Below are 15,933 nucleotides of genomic sequence, written 5' to 3'. Positions count from 1 at the left end.
TTTCCTTCCTTCCTTTCAATCTCGCTGGCGCAGGATGCGCATAGGCTCGTACTTCATCGCGCAGACTGCACTGACCGCACCTGCAATCGCCGTAAGAATCAGGGCGATGCCTGTAAGCTCTGTAATGGTGGTAAGACTCAGCGCGGCATTGATATGCGTGATAGGGTTGTTGTCTGTAGCCAGCCCGCCAAAAGAGGCGCCGCCCATACTGCCTGCAAGGCTGGGTCCGGCCATAGCCTGAGACATCTGGTCTGCCAGCAGCATATCGGTGACCGGCTGGGCCAGCAGACTGCCAAGGGCAATGCCGAGGATCAGGCAGACTGTCATGATGAGTGCAGATTCCAGAACCAGCTGCACTGCAACTTTACTCTTTTTCATGCCCATAGACCGCAAAACACCAATCTCATATTTCCGTTCCCTCACTACTAACGCGGAGAGTATGATTAGGACCGCGGCCCCCAGCGCCAGAACCACCCACAGGAAGATTATGGAGATCACGCACATCTGCTCAATGGGTTTTACAAAAGTGTCGTAGGCGACCGTATCAGTGCTCAGACTGTAGTATTCAGAGAGACCGGCGTCATAGGCTTCCCGGGCAAAGGCATCCAAATCCTTTGGGTCTTTCAGGAAAAATTTCGTATAAAATACGGGTTCATACGTATAACGTGGATCGATCAGGAGCTTATAACTGGTAAAAATCTCATCGTCGCGGTCCATTTCGCCTTCGCTGTATTCCCGGTGATAGATGCCGCTGACTTTGAGAGTCATTTCTTCCAGTGGTTCCCCCTGCTTGTCCGTGTGGTAAATGCTTTTCGTCTGGAATGTATCACCGGGTTTCAAGTTGTTTAGCTCAGCCAGTGTGTCGGAAATCAGGCATTCGTTATCCTCCTTCGGGAACCTTCCGCCTTCGGCGAGTTTGGCCTCTCCGCTTTGGAATGGCTCCGCTTGGCTCACATCCTCGAACCCATTTAGATAGTACTGGGGGGCACGGGTTTTTACGCGATCTTCTCCTGCTCGCTGCATCTCCATATCCTCATAATCGATGGGTCTGGTGTATTTCAGGTCATCTGCCACAGCCTCCATCTGAACGTAGTACATCGCCTTTTTCAGGTATTTGGAGGCAGCCATTTTTCGGATCAGTTCATCCGCCAGTTCAGGCCGTCTGAATGTTTCATCGTCTTCACTGGCTTCACCGACCTTCCGCTCATCCACATCCAGAAGCACTTCCGTGCTCAGCCGGTCCTTGTACTGCTTTGCGATGTTATCTGCATCGTTGTAGACCACCAGAGCCACGCAGCTCATCGTGATGATAACCAGAAATATCCCGGCCGCCAGCAGATTCCTTCCCGCATTCCTGTACAGATTTTGAAACGCATTTTTTAAAATATACATAACATGTTCGCTCTTTTCTTTTAAGATTTTTTTCAGTATAGCACAGACAATGTTAATTCTGAGGCAAGGCCAGACTCTTTAGTGATTATATTTTTGTTTTATACAAACATTGACTGTGGTATACTATATAAATATAAATTTAGAACGGTGGGTGATTGTGATGCGTTTATTGATAATTGAAGATAATATCGAACTGGCTGACCTGATGAAGGTAAAACTGTCCGGCTTTGGATATGTATGTGATGTGGCCTATGATGGAGAAGATGGAGATCGGAAAGCTTTTGATAATGATTATGATGTAATCCTGCTGGACCTGAACCTGCCGGAAAGAGATGGATTTGAACTTCTGGAGGACTGGCGGAATCAGGGAATCTCAGTTCCTGTACTCATTGTGACCGCCCGGGGCGAACTGGAACAGCGGGTCAAAGGCCTGCAGCTTGGCAGTGACGACTATATCACAAAGCCCTTTGAATTCGCAGAGCTGGATGCCCGTATCCAGGCAGTGATCCGGCGGTTCCGGGGGCGGGCAAACCCTGTTATACTCATCAAAGAACTGTCTTTGAATCCGGCCACCCGGCGGGTAACACTGAAGGGATGTGAGATTTCTCTCTCCGCTAAAGAATTTGATATTTTAGAATATCTGGCAAGCTGCTATCCCCGCATTGTATCCAATGAGGAACTGGCAGAGCATGTCTACGACGAAAATTTTGATCCCTTTTCCGGAGTCATCCGAGTCCACATGGCCAACATTAAGAAAAAGCTTAAAATAGGAGATACATCCATTCTCTGTAACGTGAAAGGAAAGGGGTATTATCTATGTCTGGAATAAAAAAGCAAACCAGATTTTTAATTGCCGGATATACAATTGTATTAAGCCTGAGTATTGTTGCATGCTTCTATCTGTTTGTACGTAATTCAAGCGCAGACACCAGTGGGCTGCCGGAGACCCTGTTCTACGCCCCTCAAAGCGGACAGGTTGTCATGGACAGCTTTGTCACCTCAACTGAGCTGTATGATTATTTTCGTTCAGCCTTTTTCCAATATCTTCCTTTGTTGATTACCGCTGTCTGTCTTCTGGTCCTTTTACTTTCCAGCGCGCTGCTGCTTTGCCTCCGCGCACTAGAACGCAGGCATAACAGAATCATTGCCAGTGATCTGCGGGATTTATCTGAATTGGACCCTGAACGCATCCGGGAAACGGATCTAAAGGAGGAGTATCAGAACATTCATACACGGCTTTCCGCATATGAAAAGGACCAGCAGCGTCTCCATTCCTTTATTGCCCACGAGCAAAAAAATCTAATCATGCTCATCAAATCCCGCCTTGATGAATCCTCTGATCCCCTGTTGATACGGGATATTGGGAAACTGGCACAATCCGTAGATGATATCCTGACCATCTCCGCACATAGGGACGCCAGCCGTGAAATGGTGGATCTGGCGCTGATTGCGGCGGAAGAATGTGATACCTATCGAAGTGTTTATCCCAATCTCATTTTTTACTTTGATGAAGACGCTTCTTATGAAATGTCAGGTAAAGAGCAATGGCTGCGCCGGGCTGTTGACAATCTGCTGGACAACGCCGTTAAATACGGCGATGGAAGTTTGATCGAGGTAGCTCTGGAGCAGCAGCATGAAAGCGTTTTGCTCCACATACGGGATCACGGCATGGGAATGAGTGAGGAGGAGGAGGAACTGATCTTTGAACACGGTTATCAGATCAGGGAGTTGAACAAGGACGGCTATGGGATCGGATTGAGTCTTGTCCAGCATGTCTGTACCTTGTGTGATGGTTTCGTCCGTGTGAACAGCCGCGAGGGGCAGGGAAGTGAATTTGTTTTGGCGTTTCCTTCAGCCGGAATCCTTTAAACGTAATACTCCTTTTTGATAAGAATGGCCATATCTTCATTCTTACCAAAAAGGAGTTATTTTTACTATAGACACAAATTATATCTGACCTTCTATTTCTGAAAAGATCCAGAGCGTCTCCCTGCACTGATCTGTATATATTTTGAATTTCAGAATCCGTAACTTCATAAAGGAGCCATCTGTCTTTGGGTAGGTAAGTTCCGGTGTGTTATCCATATCCAATTGTTTTTTTACATAGGCAAGATCACAGAATTTTTTAAACTCCCTTCGGAATCCGCCTGCGACAATCTGTTCGGCATAAAGTGTCAATGCCTTACTGAATACATCACCTGCTTCTTCAAGCATTTCTGCAAAATAAGGAGGTATAAATATGTGTCGTACAGTATCAGTTCCCAGATCAACAAAATAGACGCCTTTAAATATTGGTGATAATACGGCAAGAAAGGCATCGGCATCCTGTTTTTCAAGTACCATTTTTTCTAATTTTTGGTTAAGTGCGCGGATTTGACGTTCCTTCCCATTCGATTGATAATACCGCTGCTTATCAAGGTTCATGGATTCTTCAGCCATGTTGACCATATTTTTAATATCAATGTTGCTGTCTCGCCATTCAATCCCAATGGAAATTTCATAGCCTTGTTCCTTAAGATTCTTACGGGCAAGTTCGCTTTTATGATATACCTCTTGTTCCTTTTGATTCCGACAGAACACTACGAATTCATCGCCGCCGATACGGTAGACGTTCTCTGGAGAAAAGACACGTCTCAGCACCTCTACTACCGTTCTAAGCATATTATCTCCTGCCTGATGCCCAAGATGGTTATTGATCTCATGCAGGCCATTTGCATCTATATAGATACAGGCCAGAGAACTGTTCTGTTCATTAGAAAGAGTATCCATTGCTGTGTGAAAACTGTTTCGGTTTAATGTACCTGTCAGGGGATCATAGTTTGCAATAATCTTTAATTCCTTATTTATGGCAACAGTCTTCTTAAAACTTGAAGCGATCCAATAGACAATAATCCCGGTAAGCATGAGAAAAACCACGATGCATATATTGAATATGGGACTCTTTATGATGGAAGAGTATAGGGCCGACTGTGTCATCGAAACTAACTCCTCCTCCCTCACACCAGCTAAAAGAACCCAGCCTTCGGATGGGATTGGGGCATATGCCAGATAACATAAACCATTATTCCAATAATAGTTTCCGGTTCCCTTTTCACCTTTAAGCCCTTTCTGCTCCAATTCAAAAACGGACCGGGTAACAGGATCATCCTTTGTATTTAAAATTTTTTCGGCATTGTACCGTTCATCTACCCACTCTATATGATTCTGATTGCTTACCGCAATATCGGTTCCTTCTTCATTAATGATATAAGATTCTCCGGTCCCCATGAACTGTATCTCTTGGATTAAAGAACAAAAATAGTAACCATCTTTTTCTATGCTCAGTACACCTGCAACTTTACCATCTTGGACAACTGGCGCAGAGTAACAGATCACATATTCATTATCTTCATTAAAATATGGACCATAGACACTGGTTTTTCCAGAAAAAGCTTCCACAATATCCGCTCGTTCTCTTATATCCAAGTGCTGTTCATCGGTAACAGTGACATCATCATTTGTGACATAAACCATGCGTATTATATTTGGATCAGAATCAACTGTGGGAAAAGTGACTGTTTTGTCATCACGATTAGAAATTGAAAAAGCTTCCGCCATGTCTGCTGCGTCTTTTTTCCCCACCTGCAGTTCATACTCGATCGTTGTTACACCCTGTTCCACCATCGAGCTAAACAGATTCAGTGTATTATCGATCAGCATATCCTGTACATTCTGTGAAATCACAATATAAGCTGCAAAAACCAATATAGCAAGTGCTGTAAAGAACACAATAGCAATCTTTATTCCCAGTAGGGCAGGTTTTACCTTCCGTTCTTGTTCGGTGCTTTCCATTGTATATCCGCTCCTCAGATATTAAAAATTTGGATAATCATGACAGATTATAAATGTAGTCTACATTTATTTACGCTTACAAATATAAGAAATCTCATGTTCTTTTGGTATAAGATCAAGCTGCCAAACAAAAACCTTACTAAATAAAAAAGGAAGGCTATCTCCTATGCTGATTTTACCTCAAACTTAATACAGATTATGGAGGGTCTTTTATATATTCATAAAATCTTCCGGTTTCTGTGCAAGTGCCTGCCGGACTTTTTCTGACATCTCTTATCTGCTCTTTTCCTAAAAAAGTACCTTGATATGACTTACTTAAATAATATCACAAACAAAAACCTTTTGCACTAGATTGTGTTTGCTGTATCCATAAATTTCTCGACTTTTAATGAGATTATTGGGAGGCGGTGATGAAAAAGTAGATAAATTGCCGTATAGCTGAAAGAAGCATGGCAATATTTTTCTATACAGTCAATTCTCAATAGACTCTGTTAGGGTTATAATTTTTTGGGATGACAGTTAGGAGAGATACAGGGTACATTCCGCTTGGAGTAGCGTACCAGAAGAAGCCGCCAGAAAAGACACACGCTGGGAGAAAATAAATCTCATGCCGAGTCCGAACACCCCCCCTTTATTCTGAACAGGCTTTTTGGCATAAGCCTCGTGTCAGGATTCCGAGCGGAAGATAATGATACTCCGTAACTTTTGGCGCGTTTGTGACGACATCCAGCCAGATGCCGGCCTTGTGTGTGTTCACTACAAAATGTGCCGGGGAAAGAGAAATACACGGCGCAAAGAGATTGATATTTATTTAATGAAATAAAAACTTACACAGTACACTTGTTTGTATATTGTTAACCCCAGTGTTTACAAGACATGTGGGAGGGATACCCCCATTTATGGATGAGCCGGCAAATGGGCTGGATTCCTTTGAGCTGGAAGAACTGAGAATTATGATCAGGGGATTCGCGTCGTCTGGCATATCGGTCATTATATCGAGTCATATTTTAAGTGAAATACAGCAGGCTGCCAATGACATAGGCATCATATACAATGGCTCTTTCTTATATTAAAATAAAATTGGCGCAGACGAAAATCTGGAGCAAAAGATTGGATTTTCCCACATAGCTGGCCTGCCAGAATCATGGTGGCATTTTTTGGAGTTATGACAAACGGTCTATTGGTTCCAGAAGATTCCAGATTGATTTTAAGTTTAGGATAAAGTGTACTTCTGATATTTACTGCGCTACTTTTCACGTTCGCTCTTTCTGTCTTGTTTTCACACTGGTATAGGAAACAGGTGTACCGCAAATGATGAGAAAAGAATTCCTTTCTAATTTTATCAAAATCAAGCGTACTCCAATGATTGTCCTGCATCTGTGTTCTTACAATTGGACATCAATATAAACGGTATTCAAAATACGCTTGGCCCGATTGGGTCAAGGACAAGTGTATATATGGGAAAACTACTCTTTCTGCTGTTTTTTTCAGCGATAAATATGCTATTATATGAAGTGTGCTTCTATGTGGGCGTGAAGTGGTCTGTAGATATGGAAACAATGGGCTTCGTTGTTTCTGTCGACGCTATGGTTTGGCAGGTGGGGAGGTCATACTGTCGGGCCGCATAATGTGATGAATGATGCAGGGAGATGAATATGAAGGAAAATAAAATTTTACTTGTAGATGATGAAAAGGACATTGTAGATTTAATGGAAGAGGTCTTGAAAAAGGATGGATTTTCCTTGATTGAAAAAGCCTATACCGGCATTGAGGCGTTGGAATCATGCAGGGAATTCATGCCTAATATTGTCGTACTGGATGTTATGCTTCCGGACATCGACGGGATTGAAGTCTGCAGAAAAATACGGGAATTCTCTATCTGCTCCATACTTTTCCTCTCAGCAAAGAATGACGATATCGATAAGATATTAGGCCTGTCAAGCGGCGGGGACGATTATATAACGAAACCATTCAGCCCCAGAGAGATTGTTTTCAGGGTTAAGGCGCAGCTGCGGAGGCAGCAGTTCCATAGCGAGGAAAGGGGCTTGGAGGAAGTATTGAGTGCCGGGCCGCTCACCTTGGACAAAGACAGCGGACGGGTCTATAAGGAAGGACGGGAATTAGAGCTTACTGGGCGGGAATTTATGATGTTATGTTATTTCATGGAACATGCGGATAAAATAATAAGCAAGGAACAGCTTTATGAGCAGGTGTGGGGAGAATACAGCAGTATATGTGACAATACTATTATGGTGCACATCCGTCATTTGCGGGAAAAGATTGAAGACAATCCGTCAATTCCAAGACAGCTCGTGACAATAAAAGGACTTGGGTACAAATTAAAGAAGAGGGCCGGTTAAATGAAAAAAACAAGCTATCGAAGTATGCTTCGCATTTATTTATTGCTTTTTCTCGCTTTTATGGGATTGATTACTTTGGCAGTTGTGCTTGTACTGTCGACGATTCTTGTTAAAGGTCCTGAAGGAGATATACGGAAAAGTGATTGGCCTCAGAGTGTCACGAAGGAATTTGGAAGTCAAATTGTTTTTTCGGAAAAAAAGGTTCAAGTCAGTCAGAAGGGGATAGAGTTTTTGCAGGATGAGCAGATTGGACTGCAGATTTTAGACGGGACGGGAAGTGAGGTCTATGGATACCAAAAGCCGTCATTTGCGGGTGAGTCCTATTCCCATGCCGAACTTTTGAATCTAATCCAAACGGGGAGGACGGAAGGCGGATGGAGCACTTTTGTGGAAACCATATCATTTAAAAACCGTGATTATACGTACCTGCTGTATTTTCCCATGAGGATTCAGAAGGTTACCATGTATCTGAATGGGGAACGTTTTTCTGATGGAAAGACAATGGCGCTCGTCATGGCGGGTGTACTGTCCTTTGCTATTCTTTTGATTGGCACAGTCTATGGAATTTACACTGCACGGACCGTGAAAAAGATGTCCGAGGCAATCGGTGACATCGCGGAACACAGTTATCAACCGGTGAGGCCGGAAGGAACATTTGCAAATATATATGAAAGTTTAAATGCGCTGGATGGGGAAATAAAGTCCAGTGACCGGCTAAGAAGGAAGACGGAAAGGCTCCGGGAGGAATGGATAGCGAATATCACCCACGACTTAAAAACGCCTCTGTCACCGGTCAAAGGGTATGCGGAAATTCTATGTGAAAGCCCCGAGGATACGGCGCTTCCATGTCGGCGCTACGGCAAAATTATATTGAAAAATGTGAGGCACATAGAAATCCTGCTCGATGATTTGAAACTCACATATCAATTGGAAAATGAAATGTTCCCTGTCAATAAGCAGGAGAAGGATATAGTCCGCTTTTTGAAGGAACTTGTAATAGATATTCTCAATATGCCAGAATACGAAGAGCGTAAGATAAACTTTGAAAGCAAAAAAGATATCATACTTTTTGAATTTGACGAAAATTTGTTAAAGAGGGCATTTGACAATCTTCTGCTGAATTCGTTCGTACACGGGAATGAGACAACTGAGATTGCAATGCAGGTTTCACAGGAGGACGGGAGAATCGAAATCATCGTTTCCGACAATGGGCAGGGGATGTCCCAAGAGGAAATGGATAATTTATTCGAGCGTTATTATCGGGGCATTGACACGGGAAAGAGGACGGAAGGAACCGGGCTTGGAATGGCTATAGCGAAGAGCATCATCGAGCTTCATAATGGGACAATTCAGGTCACCAGCGTGGCTGGCAGGGGGACAGAGTTTTATATCATTTTTTCTGATTAAGGTTAATTAAGGTACAATAAAAATTAGATTAAGGTTGGCAGTTTATTATCAAGAGTAATAGCTGTCAGCCTTTTTATTTTATGAAAGAATTTATGGAGGGGAAAATGAAAATCATACTCAAGTATATTTTAGTGAATGTCAAAGAACGAAAAGCCAGATCTGTTGTTATGATGCTGTCAATACTTTTGTCATCTGCATTATTGTTTGTTTCTTTTTGTATCGGTGCCTCCTATGAAAGCGCACAGAGAAAAATGGCCATAGGGATGGCTGGAAGTGCGACCGTTTCAGTCAGTCCCGCCGATGGAACAAGGCCTATATCGCCGGATGAAATCCCCGATTTGGAATCTACCGGCCAGAAAGTGAAAGTATTAAAGTCGGCCGCGCTCTATCACGAGAAGGGATACTATGAAACTGTTGATTTGATCGGGGCAGAACTAGATGAATTAAATAAAATTAATCCGCCCCGGCTGGCTGATGGCGGCCAAATCTCAGATTTTACGGGGAGGCAGATTATCCTTCCGGACCGTTTTACATCCAAATATCACATTGAAAAAGGTGATACGGTTACGCTGCAGGTAAATCAGAAGCCGGTTGCATTCACGGTCTCGGAGATAGCGGCCTATGATACTGTGTTTTTACGGCACACAAGAGGGGCGACCGCGCTTATTCCCTATTCAGCGCTGATGGAGATTTTGGGTGGGGAAGGGGGTGGCAGTGAAATATTGCTGGAGCCTGCCGCCGGAATTTCCACGGAAGAACTGCTCTATGATCTGCATGAAAATTTAGCGGCGGAAAAGTATCAGGTGGCCCAGATCGTAGATGAAATCCAGATAGAAGCCGGGGCAAGGCAAAAATCAATGCCATTCTTTCTGATTAGTTTTTTTGCGTTAACTATGAGTGTCTTTATTATTTATAGCAGTTATAAAGTAATTACATTGGACCGTCTGCCGTCCATAGGTACATTCCGCAGTATTGGAGCAACTGAAAAGGCCGTGACAGGTATTTTGCTTTTGGAGAGTGTTCTGTATGGAAGTGTAGGAGGCCTGCTGGGCATTCCGGCCGGGATGTTCGCTCTGAAACTGATACTGAGGGGGCTGGGGAAGTCATTGACAGAAGGGATAGAGATACCGGTAGTCATGCCGGTGCCGGTAATTCTTTTATCGTTTTTAGTTGCCTTGGCTGTGTCTATTTTAAGTGCGTGGATTCCGGTGCGGAGAGCAAGCCGTCTTTCGGTTAAGGATGTGGTCATGGGAATGGTGGAAGAGAGAGTCGTACCAAAACGTTTCCTTATGACGGCTGGTGTAGTCCTGTTCATCCTCTCCGTCATCCTTCCGCATCTGGCGGAGGGGAACATGCTTTATCTAGCCGGAGGAATTTCTATCGTGGGGATGATTGCGTCTACAATCATTATTATTCCCTTGGTCGTGGACGGTTTGGCCGCATGCCTTGAGCAGTTGTATGGACTGATTTTTAAAAATGAAGGAAGGATTGCGGCGCGCAATATGAAAGCCAACAAAAACACGGTGCAGAATATCACCTTGCTTTTTATTAGTATTTCGGCAGTTATCGTAATCAGCGTGGTGGGAGATTTTGTGTCTACTTATATTACCGATGTATTCCGGGATGCCGAACTGCAGGGCTTTGCGGACGGGGAGGTGGATCAGGAGTTTGTAGAGCAGGTAAAGCAGATGAATGGAGTAAAAACGATACTGCCTCTTTACGTGTTTAAAAATGAGATAAAAGGAGAGGGGGACATGTTCACCAGAGTGGAGGCGACGGATGATCTGGAAGCCTATAGTGCCATGTTCGGACTGAATTATACGGCAAAAGATATGGAAAAGAAGGCTGCTGCTGCGTTTGAGAAAGAACGCACGGTCATATTGAGTGAAGACTGTCTGAAAGAGAAGGGGGTAAAGATAGATGATATCATAACTTTGGCGAAAGACGGGGTGGAGAAGGACTACCGTGTTGCCGGAAGCTTTAAATCCCGCGCCACAGATGTGGAGGCGGTGGTGCCTTCTAACTATGCAGTCTCCGACTTCCATGCGGATTCCTACGGTTTTTTGGCTTACACGGCACAAGACGCAGATGCGGTCATGGTGCAAATCAGGGACTTGTTTGCGGACAGACCTAATTGGAGCAGGACAGTGGAGGAATTTAATGAAGATGCGCTGTCTACGGTTAGCGCATTCCTGAAACCTATGCACAGTATGACTTATTTTATATTACTGCTGGCGGCCGTGGGGGTCATAAACAATTTGTTGATTAACTATATACAAAAGAGGCGGACCATTGCCATGTACAAATCGATTGGACTTAGCCATAGACAGAATGTAAGTATCATGCTGATTGAAGGCTTTACCTCCGGGGTAATCGGGGCGGCCATAGCCGCAGGCGTGTCCTATTTAGAGATAAAGACAGTGTTTCTCGTGGCAGGGCCTAAGATAACAATGGCTCCGGAGCTGGAGCTATCAATGTTCTTCGCTTCTGGGGCTATGGGGATTGCCGTCACTTTGGCAGGCACTTTCATACCTATATTTAAAAGCAGGCGCATGAAGCTTGTCGAGGAAATAAGATATGAATAACATTACCGATGAATAGGAGGATTGAATATGAAATCATATAAAACAAGCACCGTGATTGAAGGGAAAGATATCACGAAGAATTTTCAAGTGGGTGGGGCGCCTGTGTGTGTCTTAAAAGAAATATCATTAAAAGTACAGCGGGGAGAGTTTGTGTCTGTTATGGGGGAATCCGGCTCTGGCAAGAGTACACTGTTATATATTCTGGGGGGTCTGGATTCACCGACAGGCGGATCCGTATATATTGACGGAACTGATATTTCAAAATTAGATGACCGGAAGATGAGTGAGATGCGCAGACGGAAAATCGGGTTTGTCTTTCAGTTTTATAATCTGATAGCCAATCTCAATGTGGAAGAGAATATTATGCTGCCTCTTCTTCTGGACGGTTGTAAGATGTGGGATTATAGAGAGCGGCTTGAAGAAATATTGGAAGTCGTAGGACTGAAGGACAGGAGAAAGCATACTCCACGGGAACTGTCAGGAGGGCAGCAGCAGCGGGTGGCCATTGCGCGGTCGCTTATAGGGAGGCCGGAAATCTTATTTGCGGATGAGCCTACCGGTAATCTGGACAGTAAGACCGGGGCAGAGATTATGGGACTTTTACAGGATATTAACAAAAATGATGGTCAGACGATTATCATGGTCACCCATTCTCCAGAAGCGGCAAAAAGCAGCAGCCGAATCATCACGGTAAAAGATGGAGCCATATTATAAGGCCAAGTCTGTCAGCTTACAATGCTTACCATTTTAAATCAACCTAAAGCATGCTATAATGAGCGCATAGTAAAGGACGGGATGAGCGTTCTGAAATAAAGGTGGAATTGGTATGCAAAGTCAGGTCGATGAACAGGAAAAAATTGATAAGAGCACGCAGGATAAGGGGCGTGCGGTGAGCCGGGTGGCCGGAGTTTATTTCATGGAGACGGAGCGGATTGGCTTCTCAAAGTGGGAAAAAGAAGATATGCCGCTTGCACGCCGGCTTTGGGGAAACCCTGAGGTGGCACATTACATAAGCGCCAACGGCACTTTTTCCGCGCAGGAGATTGAAGCACGGTTAAGAACGGAAATCGAAAACGACGGTAAGTATGGGATACAGTATTGGCCGCTTTTTGAGCTGGGCACCGGGGCATTTATCGGATGCTGTGGATTCAGGCCATGCGGTGGGAAAAGAGATATTTTGGAGATGGGATTTCACCTGTGCCCGGAGTTCTGGGGAAAGGGATACGCACAGGAAGCGGCGGAGGCTGCTGTCCGGTATGCTTTTTCGAAGCTTGGAGTTTCCGCTCTGCAGGCGGGGCATCATCCGGATAATAAGTCATCAAAGAGATTGATAGAAAAACTGGGATTTCAATTTAAGGAAGATTGTTTTTATGAGCCTACCGGATTATACCACCCCACCTATTTACTAAGCCAATGATACAACTTGGATACACTTATTCAGTAAAATCTTAGTAGATAGCTGGTCATGAACGATGAGGGGGCTGGGAAATGATAAAAATATTAATTGTAGAGGATGAAAAGCCCATTTCTGATTTGATTAAAATGAGCCTTACAGACGAAGGATATCACTGTGTCTGCGCCTATGACGGACAGGAGGCGGCAGACATCATCGAGAAGCAGGTGTTTGATTTGATACTGCTTGACATTATGCTGCCCAAAATCGACGGGTACGAACTGCTGGAGTATATTAACTATTATCACACGCCGGTCATTTTCCTGACCGCCAGAGCAGAGGTGAAGGACAGAGTGAAGGGCTTGAAGGCGGGGGCGGAGGACTATATAACAAAGCCCTTTGAGATTATGGAGCTTCTGGCAAGGGTGGAGACCGTACTTAGGCGCTACAATAAGACTTCAAAAGAGATTGGGTTCGGAGATATCAAGATAGATACCGAGGCCCATATTGTCACAAAGGCTGGGAATCCGGTGGGACTGACGGCAAAGGAATTTGCTTTGCTTGTCCTGCTTGTGAGGAACAAGAATAAGGCCTTGTATCGCAGCCAGATTTATGCACAGGTATGGGAGGAGGAGTATCTGGGGGACAGCCGGACTGTTGACTTGCACATACAACGGCTCCGGAAAAAGCTGTCTTTGGAAAAAAGTATCGTACCTGTCTATAAGATAGGCTACCGTCTGGAGGTGGAAGATTGAAGTTTTTCTGGAAAATATTTTTCACCACAATGCTTATCTGCACCGCCTGCTTTTCTCTGGGAGGCTATATTCTGATTGACTCTAATTTTAATGCGCTGTTGAAGAATGAAGTAGAGACGGCATACGACTACGGAGAAATCGTCTATTATTCTCTTGCGAATGAATGTAAAAGCGAGGGTGGACGTGAAGATATCAGGCAGAAACTGACCCGGGTTGCCCAGTCCATCGACATCAATAATATGAACCAGAGAATCGCCTTTGGAGTGACGGACACCGGCGGTGGGGAAGTGTTTTCTTCGCTGGACCAGACTTTCGATAAAGAGTTGATTGCCTCCTTAACAAAGAATGAGGCTGGCTGGACTATGAAAAAAACAGAGGCGGGGGCTTATGTCCAATTGATACGTCCGGCATCATTTGAGGGAAGCACTTTTTATATTGAGATGCTAAGAGAAGTAACGTTTATTTTTGATAATCAAAAGTCACAATATGAGACACTTTTAAAAGTAATGGCCGGCATGCTTTTGATTGGAGGGATGATTACCTTTGTGGTCTCTAAGCTTTTAATGCGGCGGGTCGTCTCTCTGACAAGAGCGACACAGGACATCGCGGCCGGGAATTTAAGCAGAAGAGTCGATATGAGGGGAAGCGATGAATTTGCCGCCCTGTCATGTAACTTTAACAAGATGGCGGATAATCTGGAAGAAAAGATATATGAATTGGAGGACAGCGCGCAAAAGAAAGAATTGTTTGTCGGAGCATTTTCCCATGAATTGAAGACGCCCCTGACCTCGGTCATCGGCTATGCGGATATGCTGCGCAGGAAGAAGATGAGCGCAGAGCAGATACATACATGCGCGCAGTACATCTTTGCGGAAGGAAAACGTCTGGAAACATTGTCTATGCGTCTTCTTAATTTGATTGTATTGAAGAATCAGGAAGTGAATCTTATTCCCACGGATATGCGCACCTTTTTTGATGAAATCAGTTTTATGATAGGGCCCCAGCTTGCAGAAGAAGGTATTCACTTCTCCTGCTGTATGGAAGAGGCTGTCATAGCGTTCGACGCAGAGTTGATGAAGACCGTATTTCTTAATCTCATCGATAATGGGAGAAAGGCTATGGAGAATGGTGGAAAGCTGCAGATAAGCGGAAGATGGAACGGGGATAACTATCAGGTAATCATACGTGATTCTGGAAAAGGCATGGAAAAGCAGGAGCTTTCCAGAATAAAAGAGGCCTTTTATATGGGGGACAAATCCCGCTCCAGAAAGCAGGGAGGGGCAGGGCTTGGGCTTGCTATCTGTGATGAAATACTGAAGCTCCACGATTTTACAATCACGTTTGACAGCGCTGTGGGCAAAGGGACGAGTGTGACAGTGACTATGAAGGAGGCCCAGAATGAGTAGAGTAAAACAAGGGCTGGGGGTCCTTGCGATTTTTGGCCTGTTGGTTACAGTGGCGGCAGCGCCGATTTTAGTTATGATGTATAAAAACAACAGAATGTTCGGCCGTATCAATGTCACTTCCTTGCCGGTGGAGGAGGGGGATGGAGAGAAAACGCAGCAGAGTTCTGATATAAGAGAGCGCCTTTGTATAATCCGGGAAGCTCCCAATGTGATAGTGCAGCAGGCGGACGCAGTTTCTGATGAGAAGAAGCGGGATATCGTAAGCATTATGGAGGAGGAGCTTGAAAAATTAACAGGTCTTGGAATCATTCCGCAATTAGTGTTCCCAGATGTATATCAGGCTTCTGTATCTAAGATAACCTATATCAAGTCTCAGAATCCGAAGGAAGCAGTCAGTCTATGGGAGATGCATGTAAGGTATGAAGGACTTGATATCATCGCGTATATGGACACTGATGTCTTCTTACTGTATGGCTTCGATATTATTTTTGAGGGAGAAAATTCTTTATATTCGGTAATGGAACTGCCGGAGGAGAAATTCTTGCAGTATCTGCAGCTTGGCTTGGAATCAGTGGATGAGGAGGGAGAGCGTTTCAGCGTAGCTGCCTATTATTCAGAAAGTATAATCAGTGTGTTTGCGGCTACCTATGATGAAAAAGAGCAAAAAGTCCATTCGTTTGAGTTCGGCAGTCAGGGAACGGTGGGATACAACCGTGTAGAAGAATATAATCTAGCAACCGAATAATGATGCAATTTTGATACAAATCCGAATCAAAAAGGAATCACCTGTCTTATAGAATCATC

The 15,933-nt window shown here is 44.4% G+C and carries 13 protein-coding genes; 11 read left to right on the top strand and 2 right to left on the bottom strand.

What is annotated here, in order from left to right; translation table 11 throughout:
* Window positions 1-15: 15 nt before the first annotated feature.
* Window positions 16-1,392, bottom strand: coding sequence for an ABC transporter permease (locus tag BN6465_RS16840; protein ID WP_066737374.1), 1,377 nt, complete (start codon window positions 1,390-1,392; stop codon window positions 16-18).
* 160 nt (window positions 1,393-1,552) lie between these two features.
* Between BN6465_RS16840 and BN6465_RS16835 the strand changes: the two genes are divergently transcribed.
* Both BN6465_RS16835 and BN6465_RS16830 read left to right on the top strand, forming a co-directional pair.
* Complete coding sequence (locus tag BN6465_RS16835; protein ID WP_066737372.1) at window positions 1,553-2,221, top strand: response regulator transcription factor; 669 nt, start codon at window positions 1,553-1,555, stop codon at window positions 2,219-2,221.
* Window positions 2,209-3,261, top strand: coding sequence for a sensor histidine kinase (locus BN6465_RS16830; protein ID WP_066737371.1), 1,053 nt, complete (start codon window positions 2,209-2,211; stop codon window positions 3,259-3,261). Before BN6465_RS16835 ends, BN6465_RS16830 begins: the two co-directional genes overlap by 13 nt.
* A gap of 78 nt (window positions 3,262-3,339) precedes the next feature.
* On the opposite strand, the gene BN6465_RS20560 is transcribed toward BN6465_RS16830, so the two are convergent.
* Window positions 3,340-5,223, bottom strand: coding sequence for a sensor domain-containing diguanylate cyclase (locus BN6465_RS20560; RefSeq protein WP_082891760.1), 1,884 nt, complete (start codon window positions 5,221-5,223; stop codon window positions 3,340-3,342).
* Window positions 5,224-6,122: 899 nt separating this feature from the next.
* Here BN6465_RS20560 and BN6465_RS20335 point away from each other — a divergent pair.
* From BN6465_RS20335 to BN6465_RS16785, 9 genes are all read left to right on the top strand, one after another.
* The gene (locus BN6465_RS20335) at window positions 6,123-6,296 is read left to right on the top strand and encodes a lantibiotic protection ABC transporter ATP-binding protein (RefSeq protein WP_227183527.1); all 174 of its coding nucleotides are present in this window, start codon (window positions 6,123-6,125) and stop codon (window positions 6,294-6,296) included.
* Between the two features lie 582 nt (window positions 6,297-6,878).
* Window positions 6,879-7,583, top strand: coding sequence for a response regulator transcription factor (locus BN6465_RS16820; protein ID WP_330384829.1), 705 nt, complete (start codon window positions 6,879-6,881; stop codon window positions 7,581-7,583).
* Window positions 7,584-8,990, top strand: coding sequence for a HAMP domain-containing sensor histidine kinase (locus BN6465_RS16815; RefSeq protein WP_066737367.1), 1,407 nt, complete (start codon window positions 7,584-7,586; stop codon window positions 8,988-8,990).
* Between the two features lie 104 nt (window positions 8,991-9,094).
* Window positions 9,095-11,575 (top strand): ABC transporter permease, encoded by a 2,481-nt coding sequence (locus BN6465_RS16810; RefSeq protein ID WP_066737365.1) that lies wholly within the window; start codon window positions 9,095-9,097, stop codon window positions 11,573-11,575.
* Between the two features lie 27 nt (window positions 11,576-11,602).
* Window positions 11,603-12,289 (top strand): ABC transporter ATP-binding protein, encoded by a 687-nt coding sequence (locus tag BN6465_RS16805; RefSeq protein ID WP_066737363.1) that lies wholly within the window; start codon window positions 11,603-11,605, stop codon window positions 12,287-12,289.
* Window positions 12,290-12,401: 112 nt separating this feature from the next.
* The gene (locus tag BN6465_RS16800; RefSeq protein ID WP_082891759.1) at window positions 12,402-12,992 is read left to right on the top strand and encodes a GNAT family N-acetyltransferase; all 591 of its coding nucleotides are present in this window, start codon (window positions 12,402-12,404) and stop codon (window positions 12,990-12,992) included.
* 71 nt (window positions 12,993-13,063) lie between these two features.
* The gene (locus tag BN6465_RS16795) at window positions 13,064-13,723 is read left to right on the top strand and encodes a response regulator transcription factor (protein WP_066737361.1); all 660 of its coding nucleotides are present in this window, start codon (window positions 13,064-13,066) and stop codon (window positions 13,721-13,723) included.
* A complete protein-coding gene (locus BN6465_RS16790; protein ID WP_066737359.1) occupies window positions 13,720-15,129 on the top strand; it encodes a sensor histidine kinase in 1,410 nt (469 codons plus the stop codon). Before BN6465_RS16795 ends, BN6465_RS16790 begins: the two co-directional genes overlap by 4 nt.
* Complete coding sequence (locus tag BN6465_RS16785; protein ID WP_066737357.1) at window positions 15,122-15,874, top strand: hypothetical protein; 753 nt, start codon at window positions 15,122-15,124, stop codon at window positions 15,872-15,874. The genes BN6465_RS16790 and BN6465_RS16785 overlap by 8 nt, the downstream gene beginning before the upstream one ends.
* Window positions 15,875-15,933 lie beyond the last annotated feature (59 nt).

Source organism: Bariatricus massiliensis, from assembly GCF_900086725.1.
In the GTDB taxonomy this organism is placed as follows: Bacteria; Bacillota; Clostridia; order Lachnospirales; family Lachnospiraceae; genus Allocoprococcus; species Allocoprococcus massiliensis.
This window is presented reverse-complemented; position numbering and strand designations above follow the sequence as displayed.